Below are 13,612 nucleotides of genomic sequence, written 5' to 3' on the forward strand. Positions count from 1 at the left end.
TCAGCCAGGTGGGGCTGGCAACTCAGGCCATGCTGTGGCATGCGGGCGTGCAGACGGTGCTGCCGCCGGGCTACCTGTGTTGCGGCTACCCGCAGCGCGGATCGGGGCAGTTCAGCAAGGCCGAGAAGATCATCACCGACAACCGGGTGCTGTTCCACCGCGTGGCCAACACGCTGAACTATCTGGAAATCAAGACGGTGGTGGTGTCTTGCGGCACCTGCTATGACCAGTTGCAGGGCTATAAGTTCGAGGACATTTTCCCCGGCTGCCGCATCATCGACATCCATGAATACCTGCTGGAGAAGGGCATCACGCTGGGCTCCGACAAGAGCTATCTTTACCACGACCCCTGCCACACACCGATGAAGTTGCAGGCGCCGATGAAGACCGTGCAGGCGCTCGTCGGGCCGAACGTGGTCGAGAGCAAGCGCTGCTGCGGCGAGAGCGGCACGCTGGGCGTGACCCGGCCGGATATCTCCACGCAGGTGCGCTTTCGCAAGGAAGAAGAGCTGCTCAAGGTGGAGGCCGAGCTGCGCGGCAGCGGCAAGGTCGAGCGGGACGAAAACCTGAAGATCCTGACCAGCTGCCCGAGCTGCTTGCAGGGCCTGATCCGCTACGGCGAGGATCTCAATACCGGCCTGCTGGAGGCCGACTACATCGTCATCGAGATGGCCAAGCAGATCCTCGGCGAGGATTGGCTGCCGGACTACGTCAAGCTGGCCAATAACGGCGGCATTGAGCGGGTACTGGTATGACGGGCGAGACCTCGCCAAACGCCTGTGTACTCTGCCTGGAGGCCGGCGGCCATGTCGTCGCTCAAACACCGCTGTGGCGGGTTGTGCGGGTGGCGGACGCCAACTTCCCGGCCTTTTACCGGCTGATTTGGCAGGCCCATGTGGCGGAGTTCAGTCAGCTCAGCGAGGCCGAGGCGCGGGCCTGCATGGCGGCGGTGACGGCGATCGAGCGGGTGCTGATCAAGGCCTTGAGCCCGACCAAGATCAATCTGGCCACGCTCGGCAATGTCGTGCCGCATCTGCATTGGCATGTGATCGCGCGCTTTGACTGGGACAGCCATTTCCCCAATCCGGTTTGGGGCGCGCCGCTGCGCGGGTTGGCCGAGCCGGCGCTGACGCGCTTGGGTGTGGGCCTAGCCGAGCTTGACCTGCGGGTAGCGGCGGCGCTGGCGGGCCTGGACTGACGAGATCACCTCAGGCCGCCTGCAACTTGGGCGCAGCCAGCGCCAGACCGAGCTGGCCGAACAGGTTCTTCGGGTCGGCCATGTTGGGGATCAGGCTGACGTCTTGGCCCAGACCCAGCTCGCGCGCGCAGTCGCGCAGCAGGCGCAGCGCCGAGAAGTCCTCCAGCGCAAAACCGACCGAGTCAAAGAACGTGATTTGCTCGGCGTTATCGCGGCCGCTGGCCTGGCCTTTCAAGACGCGCCAAAACTCGGTCACGGCAAAGTCTGCCGGCATCTGTTGCAGATCGCCTTCGATGCGCGACTGCGGCTCGAATTCGACGAACACCTTGGCCGCTTCCAGCACGCCGCGATGCATCTCGGTCTTGCCGGGGCAGTCGCCGCCGACACCGTTGATGTGCATGCCGGCTTCGATCATCTCAGGCGAGATGATGGTGGCATTGGTTTTGTCGGCGGTCACGGTGGTGATGATGTCGGCACCGCGCACGGCCTCATGGGTGCTGGCGCAGACCCGCAGCGTCAGGCCCGGCAGACCCTGCAAGTGGCGGGTTAGTTTGGCGGTGGCGGCCGGGTCGATGTCGAACAGGCGGATTTCGCTGATGCCTAGCAGATAGTGGAAGGCCAGCGCCTGGAATTCGCTCTGCGCGCCATTGCCGATCAAGGCCATGGATTTGGCGTTTTTTCGAGCCAGCTTGCGGGCCACCATCACCGACGTGGCTGCCGTCCGGATCGCGGTGGTCAGCGTCAACTCGCTGACCAACTCGGGTCGGCCGGTGGCCACTTCGGCCAGCAAGCCCACCGCCATCACGGTCGGCAAACCCAGGCGGGTGTTCTTGGGATGGCCGTTGACGTATTTGAAACTGTACAGGCTGGCGTCGGCAATCGGCATCAGCTCAATCACGCCGTCCTCGGTATGGCTGGCGACGCGGGCGCTCTTTTCAAATTCGTTCCAACGCAGATAGTCGGCTTCGATATAGCCCACCATCCGTTTGAACACCTCGGGCAGACCCAAGGTTTGGGTGATGAGCGCAACATCTTGGGTCGTCAGCAGGGTGGTCATGAGAGTCTCCGTTATTCGAATGACTGGATTCTGGCCAAGGCCGCTGTTAGCGAGAAGAGCAAGAAAAGCTCAAAAAGACAATGGTTTCTATCATTTAGGTAGAGGCAAATGCCGAAATGGCAGAATTGAGTGTCAAATGACAGAAACGAAGGCAATCGCCATGGACACTTTGGATCAGCAATTGATCGCGCTGCTGCGTCTGGATGCACGCGCCAGCGTCGCCACTTTGGCCCTCAAGCTGAAGGTCGCGCGCGGCACCGTGGCCAACCGCATCACCAAGCTGGAGGACTCCGGCGTGATCAATGGCTACACGGTCAAGCTGCGCCCCGAAGCAACGCCGAACCAGATCACTGCCTGGATGAGCATCGCGGTGGAGGGCAACAAGACCCGCGAGGTGATCAGCATTTTGCTCGGCGAGCCGGGCGTGTCGGGGCTGTTCGACACCAACGGTCGCTGGGACCAACGGTCGCTGGGACCTGCTGGCCGAGCTGAGCGCGCCCAGTCTGGGCGAGTTGGCCAATGTGCTGGAGCGGGTGCGTCTGATCAAGGGTATTGAGACCACCGAGACCAGCATTCATTTGCAGAGCTACAAAGTTTCTTGATGGCCTGAAACAGCGGGACAGCGGGCCTCGGCCAGGGCTGCTAGGGTGGGGCCGTCGCTTGAAGCCGATGCAAGGTGGCGCCGGCCAGCAGCGGGGTGGCCTTGGCCACCGCCCAATCGGCATGGCCGGCGCCGTAAAACGGTGACAGCGGATGGCCACTTTGACCGCCGGGCATTGACAGGGTGGCTTCGGCCTCAACCCCCGGCGAGACCACCAGGCGCTGCGATTGACCGAAAGCGGGCCCGGCCACAAAAGGCAGGTGAGCGTCACCGCTTTGGGCTTGGCGCGCCATGTCCAGCCAGGGTGCCAGGGCCGGCAGCGCTTTGGACATCACATGTTGAATGTGGCTGCGGTTGACCTGGCCCCAGCTGGCTTGAGCCAGCGCTTGCGTGCCGTCCAGCGTCAACTCCCGCAGCGCTGCGTCCACTTGCGCCAGAGCGAAGGCATCCCAATCGCTGAAGCCAGCGGGCAGCAGGTGAGCCGGGCGCTCAATCAGGGCCTGCACGGCGCTGTATTCGAACTGCGGGCTGGATTTGAAGCGCAGTTTGGTGTCGGCTTGCATGGCGCCCAGGAACGGTGTGCTCCAGGCGACCCAGAGCTGCTCCAGCGTGCGCAGGCGTACCGTGCGAATCAAGCGGTAGGCCACCTGGTCGGCATCGGCGCGGCCATTCCATTGCTTGAGCTGGGCGCTGGCTTCTGCGTAGGCCGGGCGGCCGGCCAGCAAGGGTTGCAAGCGATCCCCCCAGGTCTTGATGAAACGGGCCTCGGTGTCGAAATGAAGCGCACCCAGGCTGGCCTGATCGTGCCGGGGGCGCGCACTCAAACGGTCCCGAATTTGCTGTGCTCGCGCGCCCAGGGCAAAGCCGCCGTCGCCGATCAGGTCCGCCTGCGGTCCACCCAGTTGGCGGTTATTGGCGGTCCAGAGCTGGCCATCGGCCGGATTCAGCAGTTTGGGGTAGTCGCTCGTCTTCAGCCATTGATGGGCCGCCAGGTCAGGCGTTTGAAAGCGCGCATAGCTGGCTGCCAGGGGCGCCTGCGTCCACAAGCGGCCGGCCAGAGTCCAGCCGATCCGGCCCTGCGCGTCGGCGACGACGATGTTCTGGTGCGGCATGCCGGCCGCCTGCGCCAGCTGCAGCGCGGCGGGCACGTCGTGGGCCCACAGCAGTTCGTCCAGCCCCAGGTTATAGGCTTCGCCCTGGTGGGCAATCCAGCGCAGCGCATAGCGCTGGCCGTCCTGGGTGCGCACGACGGGCGCGCCGTCGAGCTCCTGCACCGCCAGCGTTTGCGCCGGCGCGCCCTTGACGGCAATGGTCTCGGTCAACGCTTGCAGGCGCGCCGGCGGCAAGTCGGCCGGCAGCTTGATCCAGTCGAACCACTGGCCGTAGGCATTCGTAAAACCCCAGGCGACCTGGCCGTTGGAGCCCACCACCAGGCTGGGCGTGCCGGGTAAGCTCAAGCCGGCCGCGCGCAAGACCTGACCCTGGGCGTTCTTGATCTCCAACTGGGTGCGGAACCAGATGCTGGGCACGCCCAGTTCCAGGTGCATGTCGCCTGCCAGGATGGCGCGGCCGTTGGCGCTGCGGCTGGCGGATACAGCCCAGTTATTGCTGCCTATTTGCTGTTCTTCGGCGCCTTGCTCAGCAGCCCCGGCCGGCAGGCGCAGCGCCAGCCGCTTGCGCAGGTCCAGCTGTGCCGGCGCGGGGCTGGCGGGCGGCAGCAAATGGCTGGCGTCCAGCGCGGCGTCCCACGAGCCACCGCGCGGATTCAGCCACTCGAACACCGCATCACCGCTGCGTTCACGCAGATAGGCGCGCTCGAAGCCGGCCTCGATGCTTTTACCCTGCAGCATCCAGAACATCTCGCTGACCACCAGCAGCGAGTCCACCGGCTCCCAAGCCGCGGGTTCGGCGCGCAGGATTAGGTATTGCCAGGGCCGTAGCTTGAGGCTCGCCAGGCCGGCATTGATGCCGTCGGCGTAAGAAGTTAGCAAGGCGCGCTCGGGCGCCGTCAATTGGGCCAGGCGCTCGGTCAGGCGTGCGCGCATCCGGTGGGCACGGCGCTCCTTGTCGCGCGGCAGGGCTTTGGCCCCAAACAGGGCCGACAACTCGCCGGCCGCCGAGCGGCGCGTCAAATCCATCTCGAAGAAGCGCTCTTGTGCGTGCAAAAAGCCCAGGCCACGTGCGAGGTCTAACCGGTTTTCGCCGCGCAGCACGGCGGTGCCCAGCGCGTCGCGTTCCATGCTCAGCGGTGCGCTCAAGCCGGGCAGCGTGATGGCGCCGTCCAGCTGCGGCAGGCTGGCGCGAAGCGCGACCCAGGCGCTCAAGACGGTCAGTAAAAACAGGCTGCCGAGGCCAAAAACGAAGCGGCGCGCCCAGCGGCGTGGTCGGGTGGGGGTGCTCATGGCGGCGATTGTGGCCGCGCCCTGCGCCGGCTTTGGGCTGGGCTTTCCCTGCTTTGTGGCCGACCTAGGGATGCTCTGCGTAGCTCAGCGCGAGTGGGTGCAGTGCGGATCGGGATGGGCTGCAAGGCGCGTTTTGCAGCCAATAGCCGTAGCTATTGGCAAAAAATGCAACGCCGCAGACCGCCCGAGGCCGTGCTAGCACACGCCGCGCGGAGTTATGCAGAGCGTCCCTAGATCTTGTGCACCACGGTCAAAAGCAGGCTGCTGTCCAGCTCCGCCACTACCGCATGCGCTTCGTTGGCGCGCAGCACGGTCAGTTGGCCAGCGCTGAGCGGCAGCTGGGTGCCGGCCATGTCCAGCCGCACACGGCCGGCCAGGCATTGGATGCACAGCTCACCGGCCAGCTTGTGTTGGCTCAAGTGTTGGCCCGCCGGCAGCAACAGGTGCAGCAGCTGCAGCTGATCGCCCTTGATCAAGCTGGTGCTGGGCGCTTCGGCGTTGTATTCGGTCAACGCCTTCAGGTCTATCAATTGGCCGAGGTTTGCGTGTTGGATCGCCATGCTGGTCTCCATATGCTTGTGTGCTGGGCTTGATTGTGTTGCAGCCTTCTAGAATCGGCCATGCTCCTATCCCTATTTTTCGCGGCGACCCGGTCCAACCTGCGCCGCGGTCTGACGGCCCTCTTGATGAGCGCCTTGTTGGTCGCTTGTTCCAGCGCTCCCTTGGTGCCCGCCGTGCCCATGCCAACGCCGCCTTCAATGCCTGTGATTGCGGAGCCAGTGCCGCCGCGTATCCCTGTGCCGCCCCGCATCGGCCTGGCCCTGGGCGGCGGCGCGGCGCGCGGTTTTGCCCATATCGGCGTGATCCAGGTGCTGGAAGAGCAGGGCATCAAGGTCGACTTGGTCGCCGGTACCTCGGCCGGCAGCTTGGTGGCGGCGCTCTATGCCTCGGGCTTGAGTGGGCGTGAAATGGCCAGCCTGGCCGAGAACATGGACGAGGGCGCCATCACCGACTGGGCCTTCCCGACCCGCGGCTTGATCCGTGGCGAGGCCTTGGCGCGTTATGTGCGGGAGAAAACCGGCGCCAAACAAATCGAGCAAATGAAGCTGCCGCTGGGCATCGTGGCCACCGATTTGGCCGATGGCAGCGGCATCTTGTTCCGCCGCGGCGACGCGGGGGCCGCCGTGCGGGCCTCCAGCTCGGTGCCGGCGGTGTTTCAGCCGGTCAAGATCGGCAACCGCGAGTATGTGGACGGCGGACTGGTCGCACCGGTGCCGGTCCGCTATGCGCGCCAGATGGGCGCCGAGCTGGTGATCGCGGTGGACATCAGCGCACCGCCGGACGAAAAGCCCGGCAGCGACGCCATTCGCATGCTGCTGCAGACCTTCTCCATCATGGGGCGCAGCATCAATAACTTCGAGCTGCGCGACGCCGATGTGGTGATACGGCCCAAGCTCGACGGCGTCGGCAGTGCCGACTTTGGTGCGCGCAAGCGGGCGGTGCAGGCCGGGCGCGAGGCGGCTCTGGCCGCGCTGCCCCAGCTTCGTGCCAAGATTAGCGCCAAGACACATTGATCGTGCTGCCGCCTATATGAACCCGCTGCTCATTCCGCTGTTCCCCCTGCAATCGGTTTTGTTCCCCGGTGGCTATTTGCAGCTGCAGGTGTTCGAGCCGCGCTATCTGGACATGGTGGAGCGTTGCCACAAGGCCGGTTTGCCGTTTGGGGTGGTGAGCCTGCTTGAAGGCGGCGAGGTGCGCCAGCGCGTGGCGCGCCAAGCCAGTTTTGCACCTGAGCGTTTCAACTTGCTGGGCACCTTGGCGCATATCCAGGTGTTGGAAAAACCCCAGGCCGGCCTGTTCAAGTTGCGCTGCGTCGGCGGCCAGCGCTTCAAACTGCTCAGCAGCGAGCAGGCCCCACATGGCCTGTGGTCGGGCCAGGCCGAGTTGTTGGCGGCGGACACCGACGTGGCGGTGCCGGCCGACTTGGCGCCGGCGGCCGAGCTCTTGCAGACCCTGTTGCACCAGTTGGAGCAGGGCGCGGCCGCGCTCGATCTGCCCTTGCAGCCGCCTTATCGCTGGGGCGACTGTGGCTGGCTGGCCAACCGCTGGTGCGAATTGCTGCCCTTGGCCGCCGACGAGCGCCAACGCCTGATGCAGCTGGACAACCCCTTGTTGCGGCTGGAGCTGGTGGCGGACCAGTTGGATCGCTTGCAGATTAGGCCGCGATAAAGCAAAAGGCCCGGTGCATGCCTGCACCGGGCCTTTTTGTTCAGCGAACCTGTGGCTTAGGCAGCGCGCTTGGCAGCGCGGACGCCGGTCTGCGAAGCCTTGACGGCCGAGTTGGTGGCGGCCTGGAAGTTGGCGGCGGCCACATCGGCGGCTTGCTTGCCGGCCTTTTGCACCGACTCCAGCGCATTGTTGGCGGTGGTGATGGCGTTCTTCACCATGGCAACCATGTTCTCGGAGCCGGCCGGTGCGTTCTTGGAGGCAGTCTCGACCAGGGTGGCAAACTTGCTTTGTGCATCGGCAACCTGAGCTTCGGCAACCTTGGCGACTTCGGCGCTGGTGCTGCTGGTGATCTCTTGCACATGGCGGCTGTATGCAGCAGCCTTCTCGGCGCTTGGCTGCAGCAAGGTGGCTTGCAGGCTGAGCAACTCTTGAGCGTCCTTGACCGACATCACGGCCTGCGTCGACTCAACGGCTTCGGCCAAGGCGGTCTTGGCGACTTGCATATTCAACTCGACCAGCTTTTCAACGCCCTGGAAAGCGGTGTTGGTCAGGCCGAAGAGAGTCTCGACATTGGCTTTGTGGGCGGCCAAAAATTGTTCAGCTGTCAGCATGGTGTGCTCCGGTGTGGGGGCTTGCCCCGTTGATTGCAAAAATGGTCGTGCTCGGTGCGGCTCAGTTAAATGCTGCGCTGCAACAAACTGAATTGTAGGCACTTGGAATTGTTTTGCAAGGACTATTTGTTGCGGTGCAGCAAATAACTATGAATTCAATCAGCGGCCGAGTCTCTGGGGGATGCTGCGGACGCAAAAAAGCCCGGCATTGGGCCGGGCTTGGCGACGCGGGCCGACGCGGGCCTACGCGGGCCTACGCGGGCTACGATTTAGGCGGCGGTGCGCTTGGTCGTGCGCGTGGCGGTCTGCGACGCTTTGACGGCCGAGTCGGCAGCGGCTTCGAAGTTGGCCTCGGCCACTTCGCTGGCTTGGCGAGTGGCTTGCTGGATGGACTCGAAGGCGCTGTTGGCAGCGGCGACGGCGGTTTTGACCATGGCGACGGCGTTCTCGCTGCCGGCCGGTGCGTTTTTGGCCGCGCTTTCCATCACGGTCGAGAACTGTGCCTGCACGTCGGCGATTTGCGTCTCGGCGACCTTGCTGACGGCCGCATTGGTGCTGGTGGCGATGTCATACAGATGGCGGCTGTAGGAGGCTGCCTTCTCGGCGCTGGGCTGCAACAAGGTCGTTTGCAGGGCCAGCAACTCCTGGGCATCCTTCACCGACAGAACAGCCTGGCTGGACTCCACGGCCTCGGCCAGTGCGGTCTTGGCGACTTGCATATTCAGCTCGACGAGCTTTTCCACGCCCTCGAAAGCCTTGCTCGTCAGGCTAAACAGCGTGTCGATATTGGCTTTGTGGGCTTTGATGATTTGTTCTGCGGTCAGCATGTAGCACTCCTTGACTGGGGGTCTACCCCGAGATGTTGGTCTGTTGAATTGCTTCGACAGCGGGATTTGTTGCGCTGCAACAAGGCAAAGTATATGGAGGCGCTTTGACTTTGCAAGGTATTTTTGCTGCGCTGCAACAAGTTAGGGGGGAGTTTGATTTGCGTCGAATTCCCCTCTAACTGAGCTTGCGTGTTGGGCATGTCGTGGGTATGACAGAGGCAGCCTGCCAAAGCGGCTATGGTGTCGGTCATGCTGGCCTTCCACTCCGATGCACATAGCCTGGCGCTGCCGCCCCAGCACCCGTTTCCGCAGTCTAAATACCGACTGCTGCGAGAGCATTTCGAGGCTCAGCCTGGCCGGTTGCGCATGCAGGCGGCGCCGGCGGCCAGCGCGGCCGAGCTGGCGTTGGTGCACAGGCCCGACTACATCGATGCGGTCATGCAGGGCAGCTTGAGCGCGGTCGCGCAGCGCGAGATCGGATTCCCTTGGTCGGCGCAGATGGCCTTGCGCTCATGTCACTCGGTCGGCGCCAGCATCGCGGCGGCGCGCGCGGCCTTGCAAGAGGGCGTGGCCGCGAATATGGCCGGCGGCACCCACCATGCGTTCGCCGAGCGGGGCTCGGGCTATTGCGTCTTCAACGATGTGGCCGTGGCCGCCAAGTTGATGCAGGCCGAGTGGGGCCGGCAGCATTGCAAGCCGCTGTCGGTGTTGGTGATCGACCTCGACGTCCACCAGGGCAATGGCACGGCCGCGATTTTCCGTGACGACCCCAGCGTGTTCACCTTCTCCATGCATGGCGCCAAGAACTTCCCGGCCCGCAAGGAAGTCAGCGATCTGGATGTGGAACTGCCCGACGGCTGCGGTGACGCCGAGTACATGGCCGCGCTCGAAGCCGCGCTGGAGCGCATCTGGACGCTGCAGGGGCAGACGCCGCCCGACCTGGTCTTCTATCTGGCCGGTGCCGACCCGCATGAAGGCGACCGCCTGGGCCGGCTCAAGCTGACCACGGCCGGCATGCTGGCGCGCGACCGGTTGGTGCTCGACGCCCTGCGCACACGCCGCATCCCGGTGGCGCTGAGCATGGCCGGCGGCTATGGCCACGACATCACCACCACCCTGGCTTGTCAGGTCAACACGCTTAACGCGGCGGCGCAGAGTTGGTGGATGTGGCGCGAATTGAGCCCGTCGTCAATGCCAGAATCGCGGCCATGAACAGCCCAGCCCGCCCCGCGCCCGAACCCCGCAGCGCCTACGCCCGCTTCGAGCCCCTGAGCACGCGCTGGATGGACAACGACATCTACGGCCACCTCAACAACGTCGTCTACTACAGCCTGTTCGACACCGCGGTGAACCAGTACCTGATCGGCGCCGGCGCGCTCGACATCCATGCCGGCACGGTGATCGGCCTGGTGGTGGAGACGCAGTGCAACTATTTTGATGCGCTGGCGTTTCCGCAGCGCATCGAGGCCGGCCTGCGTGTTGCCAAGCAGGGCGCCTCCAGCGTGCGCTACGAGATCGCCTTGTTCGCTGAAGGCGCCGAGCTGTGCGCGGCACGCGGCCATTTCGTCCATGTTTATGTAGACCGGCAGACGCGCCGGCCGGTCAGCGCCTTGCCCCCTGAATTTGTCCGTGCTTTACAAACGCTCCAGAAGGATTGATGCCGTGAACCTATTTGATCTCCCCAGCCCGCAAGCCCAGGCCGCCGTAGACAAGGCGATAGAAACCCGCCGCTCGATGCGGGCGTTTTTGCCCACTCCGGTGCCGCGCGCCTTGATCGAAGAAATCCTGCGCGTGGCCGCGCGCGCGCCGTCCGGCACCAATACCCAACCCTGGCAGGTGCATGTGCTGACGGGGGCGGCCAAAGAGCGCCTGAGCGCGCGCATCATGGCCGCCCATAACGACCCGGCCGAGCTGAGCACGCACAGCCCGGAATATGCCTACTACCCCGTTGAGTGGGCCTCGCCCTATATCGACCGGCGCCGCAAGGTCGGCTGGGATTTGTACGGTCTGCTGGGCTTGGCCAAGACCGACCGCGCCGGCATGCACGCGCAGCACGGCCGCAACTACCAATTCTTCGACGCGCCGGTCGGCCTGATGTTCACCATCGACCGGGTGATGGAACAGGGCAGCTGGTTGGACTACGGCATGTTCTTGCAAAGCATCATGATCGCGGCCCGCGGCCATGGCCTGCACACCTGCCCGCAGGCCGCCTTCACGCAGTTCCACCGCTTGATCGCTGAAGAGTTGAGCCTGCCGCCGGCGCAGATGCTGGTCTGCGGCATGGCGCTGGGTTATGCCGACCCACAGGCGATAGAGAACACGTTGCAGACCGAGCGTGCGGCGGTGGCTGACTTCACGCATTTTCTGCAGGAGTGAAGAGCATGAGCAGTCGCCCAAAAGTTCTGCTGGCCCGGCGCATCTTCCCCGACATCGTGGCCCGCTTGGCCGAGCATTTCGAGCTTGAAGAGCCGCTCGATGATCAGCCCTTGCCGCAACCCGAGCTGATCCGCCGCCTGGCCGGTAAGGCCGGCTTGTTTGCCACCGGCACCGAGCTGATTGACCAGACGCTGTTGGCCGCCTGCCCCGAGCTGCGCGCCGTCTGCTTGATGACGGTGGGACACAACAATGTTGACCTGGCCGCTTGCAGCGCCCACGGCGTCCGGGTTACTAACGCACCGGATGTACTGACCGAGACCACGGCCGACTTTGGCTTTGCCTTGATGCTGGCGGCGGCGCGGCGCATCACCGAGGCCGAGCATTACCTGCGCGCCGGCCGTTGGGGCCAATGGACCGTCGACCTGTTGGCCGGCGCCGATGTGCACGGCACGACCTTGGGCGTTCTCGGCATGGGCCGCATCGGCCAGGCGATCGCCCGGCGCGGCGCCCTGGGCTTTGGCATGCAGGTGATTTATCACAACCGAAGCCGCTTGGACGCAGAGTTAGAGGCGCCGCTCGGCGCGCAATGGGTGGCGCAAGACGAGTTGCTGCGGCGCGCCGATCACCTCATCATCGTGTTGCCCTACACGCCGGCCGCCCATCATCTGATTGGTGCGCGGGAGCTGGCGCTGATGAAGCCCTCGGCCACCTTGACCCATCTCGCGCGCGGCGGCGTGGTGGACGACGCGGCGTTGGCCGAGGCCTTGGCCGCCGGCCGCCTGGCTGCCGCCGGCCTGGATGTGTTCGAGGGCGAGCCGGCCGTGAACCCGGCCCTGCTGGCCTTGAGCAATGTGGTGCTGACACCGCACATCGCCAGCGCTTCCGTGCCCACCCGGCGGGCGATGTGCAATTTGGCGGTCGACAATTTGATCGCCTTGCTCAGTGGGGCTGAGCCGCTGACACCACTTAACCTCGGAAAAACTTGATCGCATGAACGATTCATCCAACTCCTACACGCCGCCCAAGTTCTGGGTCTGGCAAAAGCCCAACGGCGGCCAGTTCGCCAGCATCAATCGGCCGGTGGCCGGCCCCACGCATGAGAAAGCCTTGCCGGTCGGCCGCCACCCGCTGCAGCTCTACTCGCTGGCGACGCCCAACGGCGTCAAGGTCACGGTGCTGTTGGAGGAGTTGCTGAACGCTGGCCACAGCGGCGCCGAGTACGACGCCTGGCCCATCCGCATCAGCGACGGTGACCAATTCGGCAGTGGCTTTGTGGACGTCAACCCCAACTCCAAGATCCCTGCGCTGCTGGACCGCAGCGGGGCGATGCCGATGCGGGTGTTTGAGTCCGGCGCCATCCTGTTGCATCTGGCAGAGAAGTTCGGCGCTTTTTTGCCTGCCGACCCGGCCGGCCGCGCCGAATGCTTGAATTGGCTGTTCTGGCAGATGGGCAGCGCGCCGTATCTGGGCGGCGGCTTTGGGCATTTTTATGCCTATGCGCCGAGCAAGCTGGAGTACCCGATCGACCGCTTTGCGATGGAGGTCAAGCGCCAGCTCGATGTGCTGGACCGGCGTCTGGCCGATAGCGCGTATCTGGCCGGCGACGACTACACGATCGCCGACATCGCCGTCTGGCCCTGGTATGGCGCGCTGGCCCTGGGCCAGCTCTATGACGCCGCCGAGTTCCTGCAGGTCGACAGTTATGTCAACTTGCAGCGCTGGGCGAAACAGATCGCAGCCCGGCCGGCGGTGCAACGCGGCCGCATGGTCAACCGCACCTGGGGCGAGCCGGCCGGCCAGCTGTGGGAGCGCCATGAAGCGAGTGATTTCGACAGCAAGACGCAGGACAAAGTCGCTGCGGCGACCGGATCGACCGGATGATTTACAGCTTGATATCTGGGCTGTGAAGGCCGAGTTGACGGCGTTCAGGCGCGGTCAGCTCTGTGCCCGGAGCAGGCGCTCGAACGCGAGGCTGTCGGACTGAATCCGCTCTTAGCTTAAGTTATGACAGAAGCCCGACAGCATTCATGTCTTATCCCCTTTATCCCCTCCATCCTGGCTCAGCTTCTTTCTTCGCATCAGCCATTTTCAAATCTCTGGATAGACCAACATTGATCTGTGGCGCCGGAAAATTTTTTAGCCAGGATGAAGGGGATGAAAGGGATAAATACAGGTCGGGCGAGTGCGCAGGTCCGACGCTAGGCCTGTCAAAAGCAAATTCGGAGTGACGGCGCCGGGCACATTGGAATCATTCAGAACCGTTGAAATCAAATCGCCGAAGCCGACTTTCGGCTGGCTCGAGCAGGTCGGA

The 13,612-nt window shown here is 64.3% G+C and carries 14 protein-coding genes and 1 pseudogene; 10 read left to right on the forward strand and 5 right to left on the reverse strand.

The genetic code is table 11. The features are described 5' to 3' along the window. Positions 1 to 755 (forward strand): (Fe-S)-binding protein (locus RMO57_RS09565; protein ID WP_310386054.1); only part of this gene is annotated, 755 nt, incomplete at its 5' end. After that, entirely contained in the window at positions 752 to 1,198 is a 447-nt protein-coding gene (locus RMO57_RS09570; protein WP_310386056.1) for an HIT family protein, read from the forward strand. The genes RMO57_RS09565 and RMO57_RS09570, both read left to right, overlap by 4 nt. Positions 1,199 to 1,208: 10 nt before the next feature. Here RMO57_RS09570 and RMO57_RS09575 read toward each other — a convergent pair whose 3' ends face one another. After that, entirely contained in the window at positions 1,209 to 2,255 is a 1,047-nt protein-coding gene (locus tag RMO57_RS09575; RefSeq protein WP_310386058.1) for an ornithine cyclodeaminase, read from the reverse strand. A 160-nt stretch (positions 2,256 to 2,415) separates the two neighbouring features. Here RMO57_RS09575 and RMO57_RS09580 point away from each other — a divergent pair. Further along, positions 2,416 to 2,857, forward strand: a pseudogene (locus RMO57_RS09580) (Lrp/AsnC family transcriptional regulator). A 40-nt stretch (positions 2,858 to 2,897) separates the two neighbouring features. Here the strand turns inward: RMO57_RS09580 and RMO57_RS09585 are convergent. Together RMO57_RS09585 and RMO57_RS09590 are read right to left on the reverse strand one after the other, a co-directional pair. Continuing rightward, the gene (locus RMO57_RS09585) at positions 2,898 to 5,258 is read right to left on the reverse strand and encodes a penicillin acylase family protein (RefSeq protein ID WP_310386060.1); all 2,361 of its coding nucleotides are present in this window, start codon (positions 5,256 to 5,258) and stop codon (positions 2,898 to 2,900) included. A gap of 230 nt (positions 5,259 to 5,488) precedes the next feature. Continuing rightward, complete coding sequence (locus tag RMO57_RS09590; protein WP_310386062.1) at positions 5,489 to 5,818, reverse strand: cupin domain-containing protein; 330 nt, start codon at positions 5,816 to 5,818, stop codon at positions 5,489 to 5,491. Positions 5,819 to 5,878: 60 nt separating this feature from the next. On the opposite strand from RMO57_RS09590, the gene RMO57_RS09595 reads away from it, so the two are divergent. Next, positions 5,879 to 6,832, forward strand: a complete 954-nt coding sequence (locus RMO57_RS09595) for a patatin-like phospholipase family protein (RefSeq protein ID WP_414896403.1) — start codon at positions 5,879 to 5,881, stop codon at positions 6,830 to 6,832. Positions 6,833 to 6,848: 16 nt separating this feature from the next. Then, positions 6,849 to 7,487, forward strand: coding sequence for an LON peptidase substrate-binding domain-containing protein (locus RMO57_RS09600; RefSeq protein WP_310386063.1), 639 nt, complete (start codon positions 6,849 to 6,851; stop codon positions 7,485 to 7,487). Positions 7,488 to 7,543: 56 nt separating this feature from the next. Here the strand turns inward: RMO57_RS09600 and phaP (RMO57_RS09605) are convergent, their stop codons facing one another. Both phaP (RMO57_RS09605) and phaP (RMO57_RS09610) read right to left on the reverse strand, forming a co-directional pair. Next, positions 7,544 to 8,098 carry a TIGR01841 family phasin gene (gene phaP, locus RMO57_RS09605; protein WP_310386065.1) on the reverse strand — a complete coding sequence of 185 codons (555 nt, stop codon included), beginning with the start codon at positions 8,096 to 8,098 and terminating at the stop codon, positions 7,544 to 7,546. 269 nt (positions 8,099 to 8,367) lie between these two features. Continuing rightward, complete coding sequence (gene phaP, locus RMO57_RS09610) at positions 8,368 to 8,925, reverse strand: TIGR01841 family phasin (protein ID WP_310386066.1); 558 nt, start codon at positions 8,923 to 8,925, stop codon at positions 8,368 to 8,370. A 249-nt stretch (positions 8,926 to 9,174) separates the two neighbouring features. On the opposite strand from phaP (RMO57_RS09610), the gene RMO57_RS09615 reads away from it, so the two are divergent. The 5 genes from RMO57_RS09615 to yghU are packed head-to-tail and all read left to right on the forward strand — an operon-like array spanning position 9,175 to position 13,182. After that, positions 9,175 to 10,137, forward strand: coding sequence for a histone deacetylase (locus RMO57_RS09615; protein WP_310386068.1), 963 nt, complete (start codon positions 9,175 to 9,177; stop codon positions 10,135 to 10,137). Beyond that, entirely contained in the window at positions 10,134 to 10,583 is a 450-nt protein-coding gene (locus RMO57_RS09620) for a thioesterase family protein (protein ID WP_310386070.1), read from the forward strand. Before RMO57_RS09615 ends, RMO57_RS09620 begins: the two co-directional genes overlap by 4 nt. A gap of 4 nt (positions 10,584 to 10,587) precedes the next feature. Then, entirely contained in the window at positions 10,588 to 11,301 is a 714-nt protein-coding gene (locus tag RMO57_RS09625; RefSeq protein ID WP_310386072.1) for a nitroreductase, read from the forward strand. 5 nt (positions 11,302 to 11,306) lie between these two features. Then, positions 11,307 to 12,287, forward strand: coding sequence for a D-glycerate dehydrogenase (locus RMO57_RS09630; RefSeq protein ID WP_310386073.1), 981 nt, complete (start codon positions 11,307 to 11,309; stop codon positions 12,285 to 12,287). 4 nt (positions 12,288 to 12,291) lie between these two features. Next, positions 12,292 to 13,182: a glutathione-dependent disulfide-bond oxidoreductase gene (gene yghU / locus RMO57_RS09635; RefSeq protein ID WP_310386074.1), complete on the forward strand. Its 891-nt coding sequence runs from the start codon at positions 12,292 to 12,294 to the stop codon at positions 13,180 to 13,182. The last annotated feature ends 430 nt before the right edge of the window (positions 13,183 to 13,612 follow it).

It is taken from the genome of Roseateles sp., from assembly GCF_031397715.1.
Lineage (GTDB): Bacteria > Pseudomonadota > Gammaproteobacteria > Burkholderiales > Burkholderiaceae_C > Paucibacter_A.

Excerpts from the sequence above, each read along its gene's own strand:
- RMO57_RS09570 (WP_310386056.1), top strand. The coding sequence starts at position 752 with ATGACGGGCGAGACCTCGCCAAACGCCTGTGTACTCTGCCTGGAGGCC.
- RMO57_RS09575 (WP_310386058.1), bottom strand. The coding sequence starts at position 2,255 with ATGACCACCCTGCTGACGACCCAAGATGTTGCGCTCATCACCCAAACC.
- RMO57_RS09585 (WP_310386060.1), bottom strand. The coding sequence starts at position 5,258 with ATGAGCACCCCCACCCGACCACGCCGCTGGGCGCGCCGCTTCGTTTTT.
- RMO57_RS09590 (WP_310386062.1), bottom strand. The coding sequence starts at position 5,818 with ATGGCGATCCAACACGCAAACCTCGGCCAATTGATAGACCTGAAGGCG.
- RMO57_RS09595 (WP_414896403.1), top strand. The coding sequence starts at position 5,879 with ATGCTCCTATCCCTATTTTTCGCGGCGACCCGGTCCAACCTGCGCCGC.
- RMO57_RS09600 (WP_310386063.1), top strand. The coding sequence starts at position 6,849 with ATGAACCCGCTGCTCATTCCGCTGTTCCCCCTGCAATCGGTTTTGTTC.
- phaP (WP_310386065.1), bottom strand. The coding sequence starts at position 8,098 with ATGCTGACAGCTGAACAATTTTTGGCCGCCCACAAAGCCAATGTCGAG.
- phaP (WP_310386066.1), bottom strand. The coding sequence starts at position 8,925 with ATGCTGACCGCAGAACAAATCATCAAAGCCCACAAAGCCAATATCGAC.
- RMO57_RS09615 (WP_310386068.1), top strand. The coding sequence starts at position 9,175 with ATGCTGGCCTTCCACTCCGATGCACATAGCCTGGCGCTGCCGCCCCAG.
- RMO57_RS09620 (WP_310386070.1), top strand. The coding sequence starts at position 10,134 with ATGAACAGCCCAGCCCGCCCCGCGCCCGAACCCCGCAGCGCCTACGCC.
- RMO57_RS09630 (WP_310386073.1), top strand. The coding sequence starts at position 11,307 with ATGAGCAGTCGCCCAAAAGTTCTGCTGGCCCGGCGCATCTTCCCCGAC.
- yghU (WP_310386074.1), top strand. The coding sequence starts at position 12,292 with ATGAACGATTCATCCAACTCCTACACGCCGCCCAAGTTCTGGGTCTGG.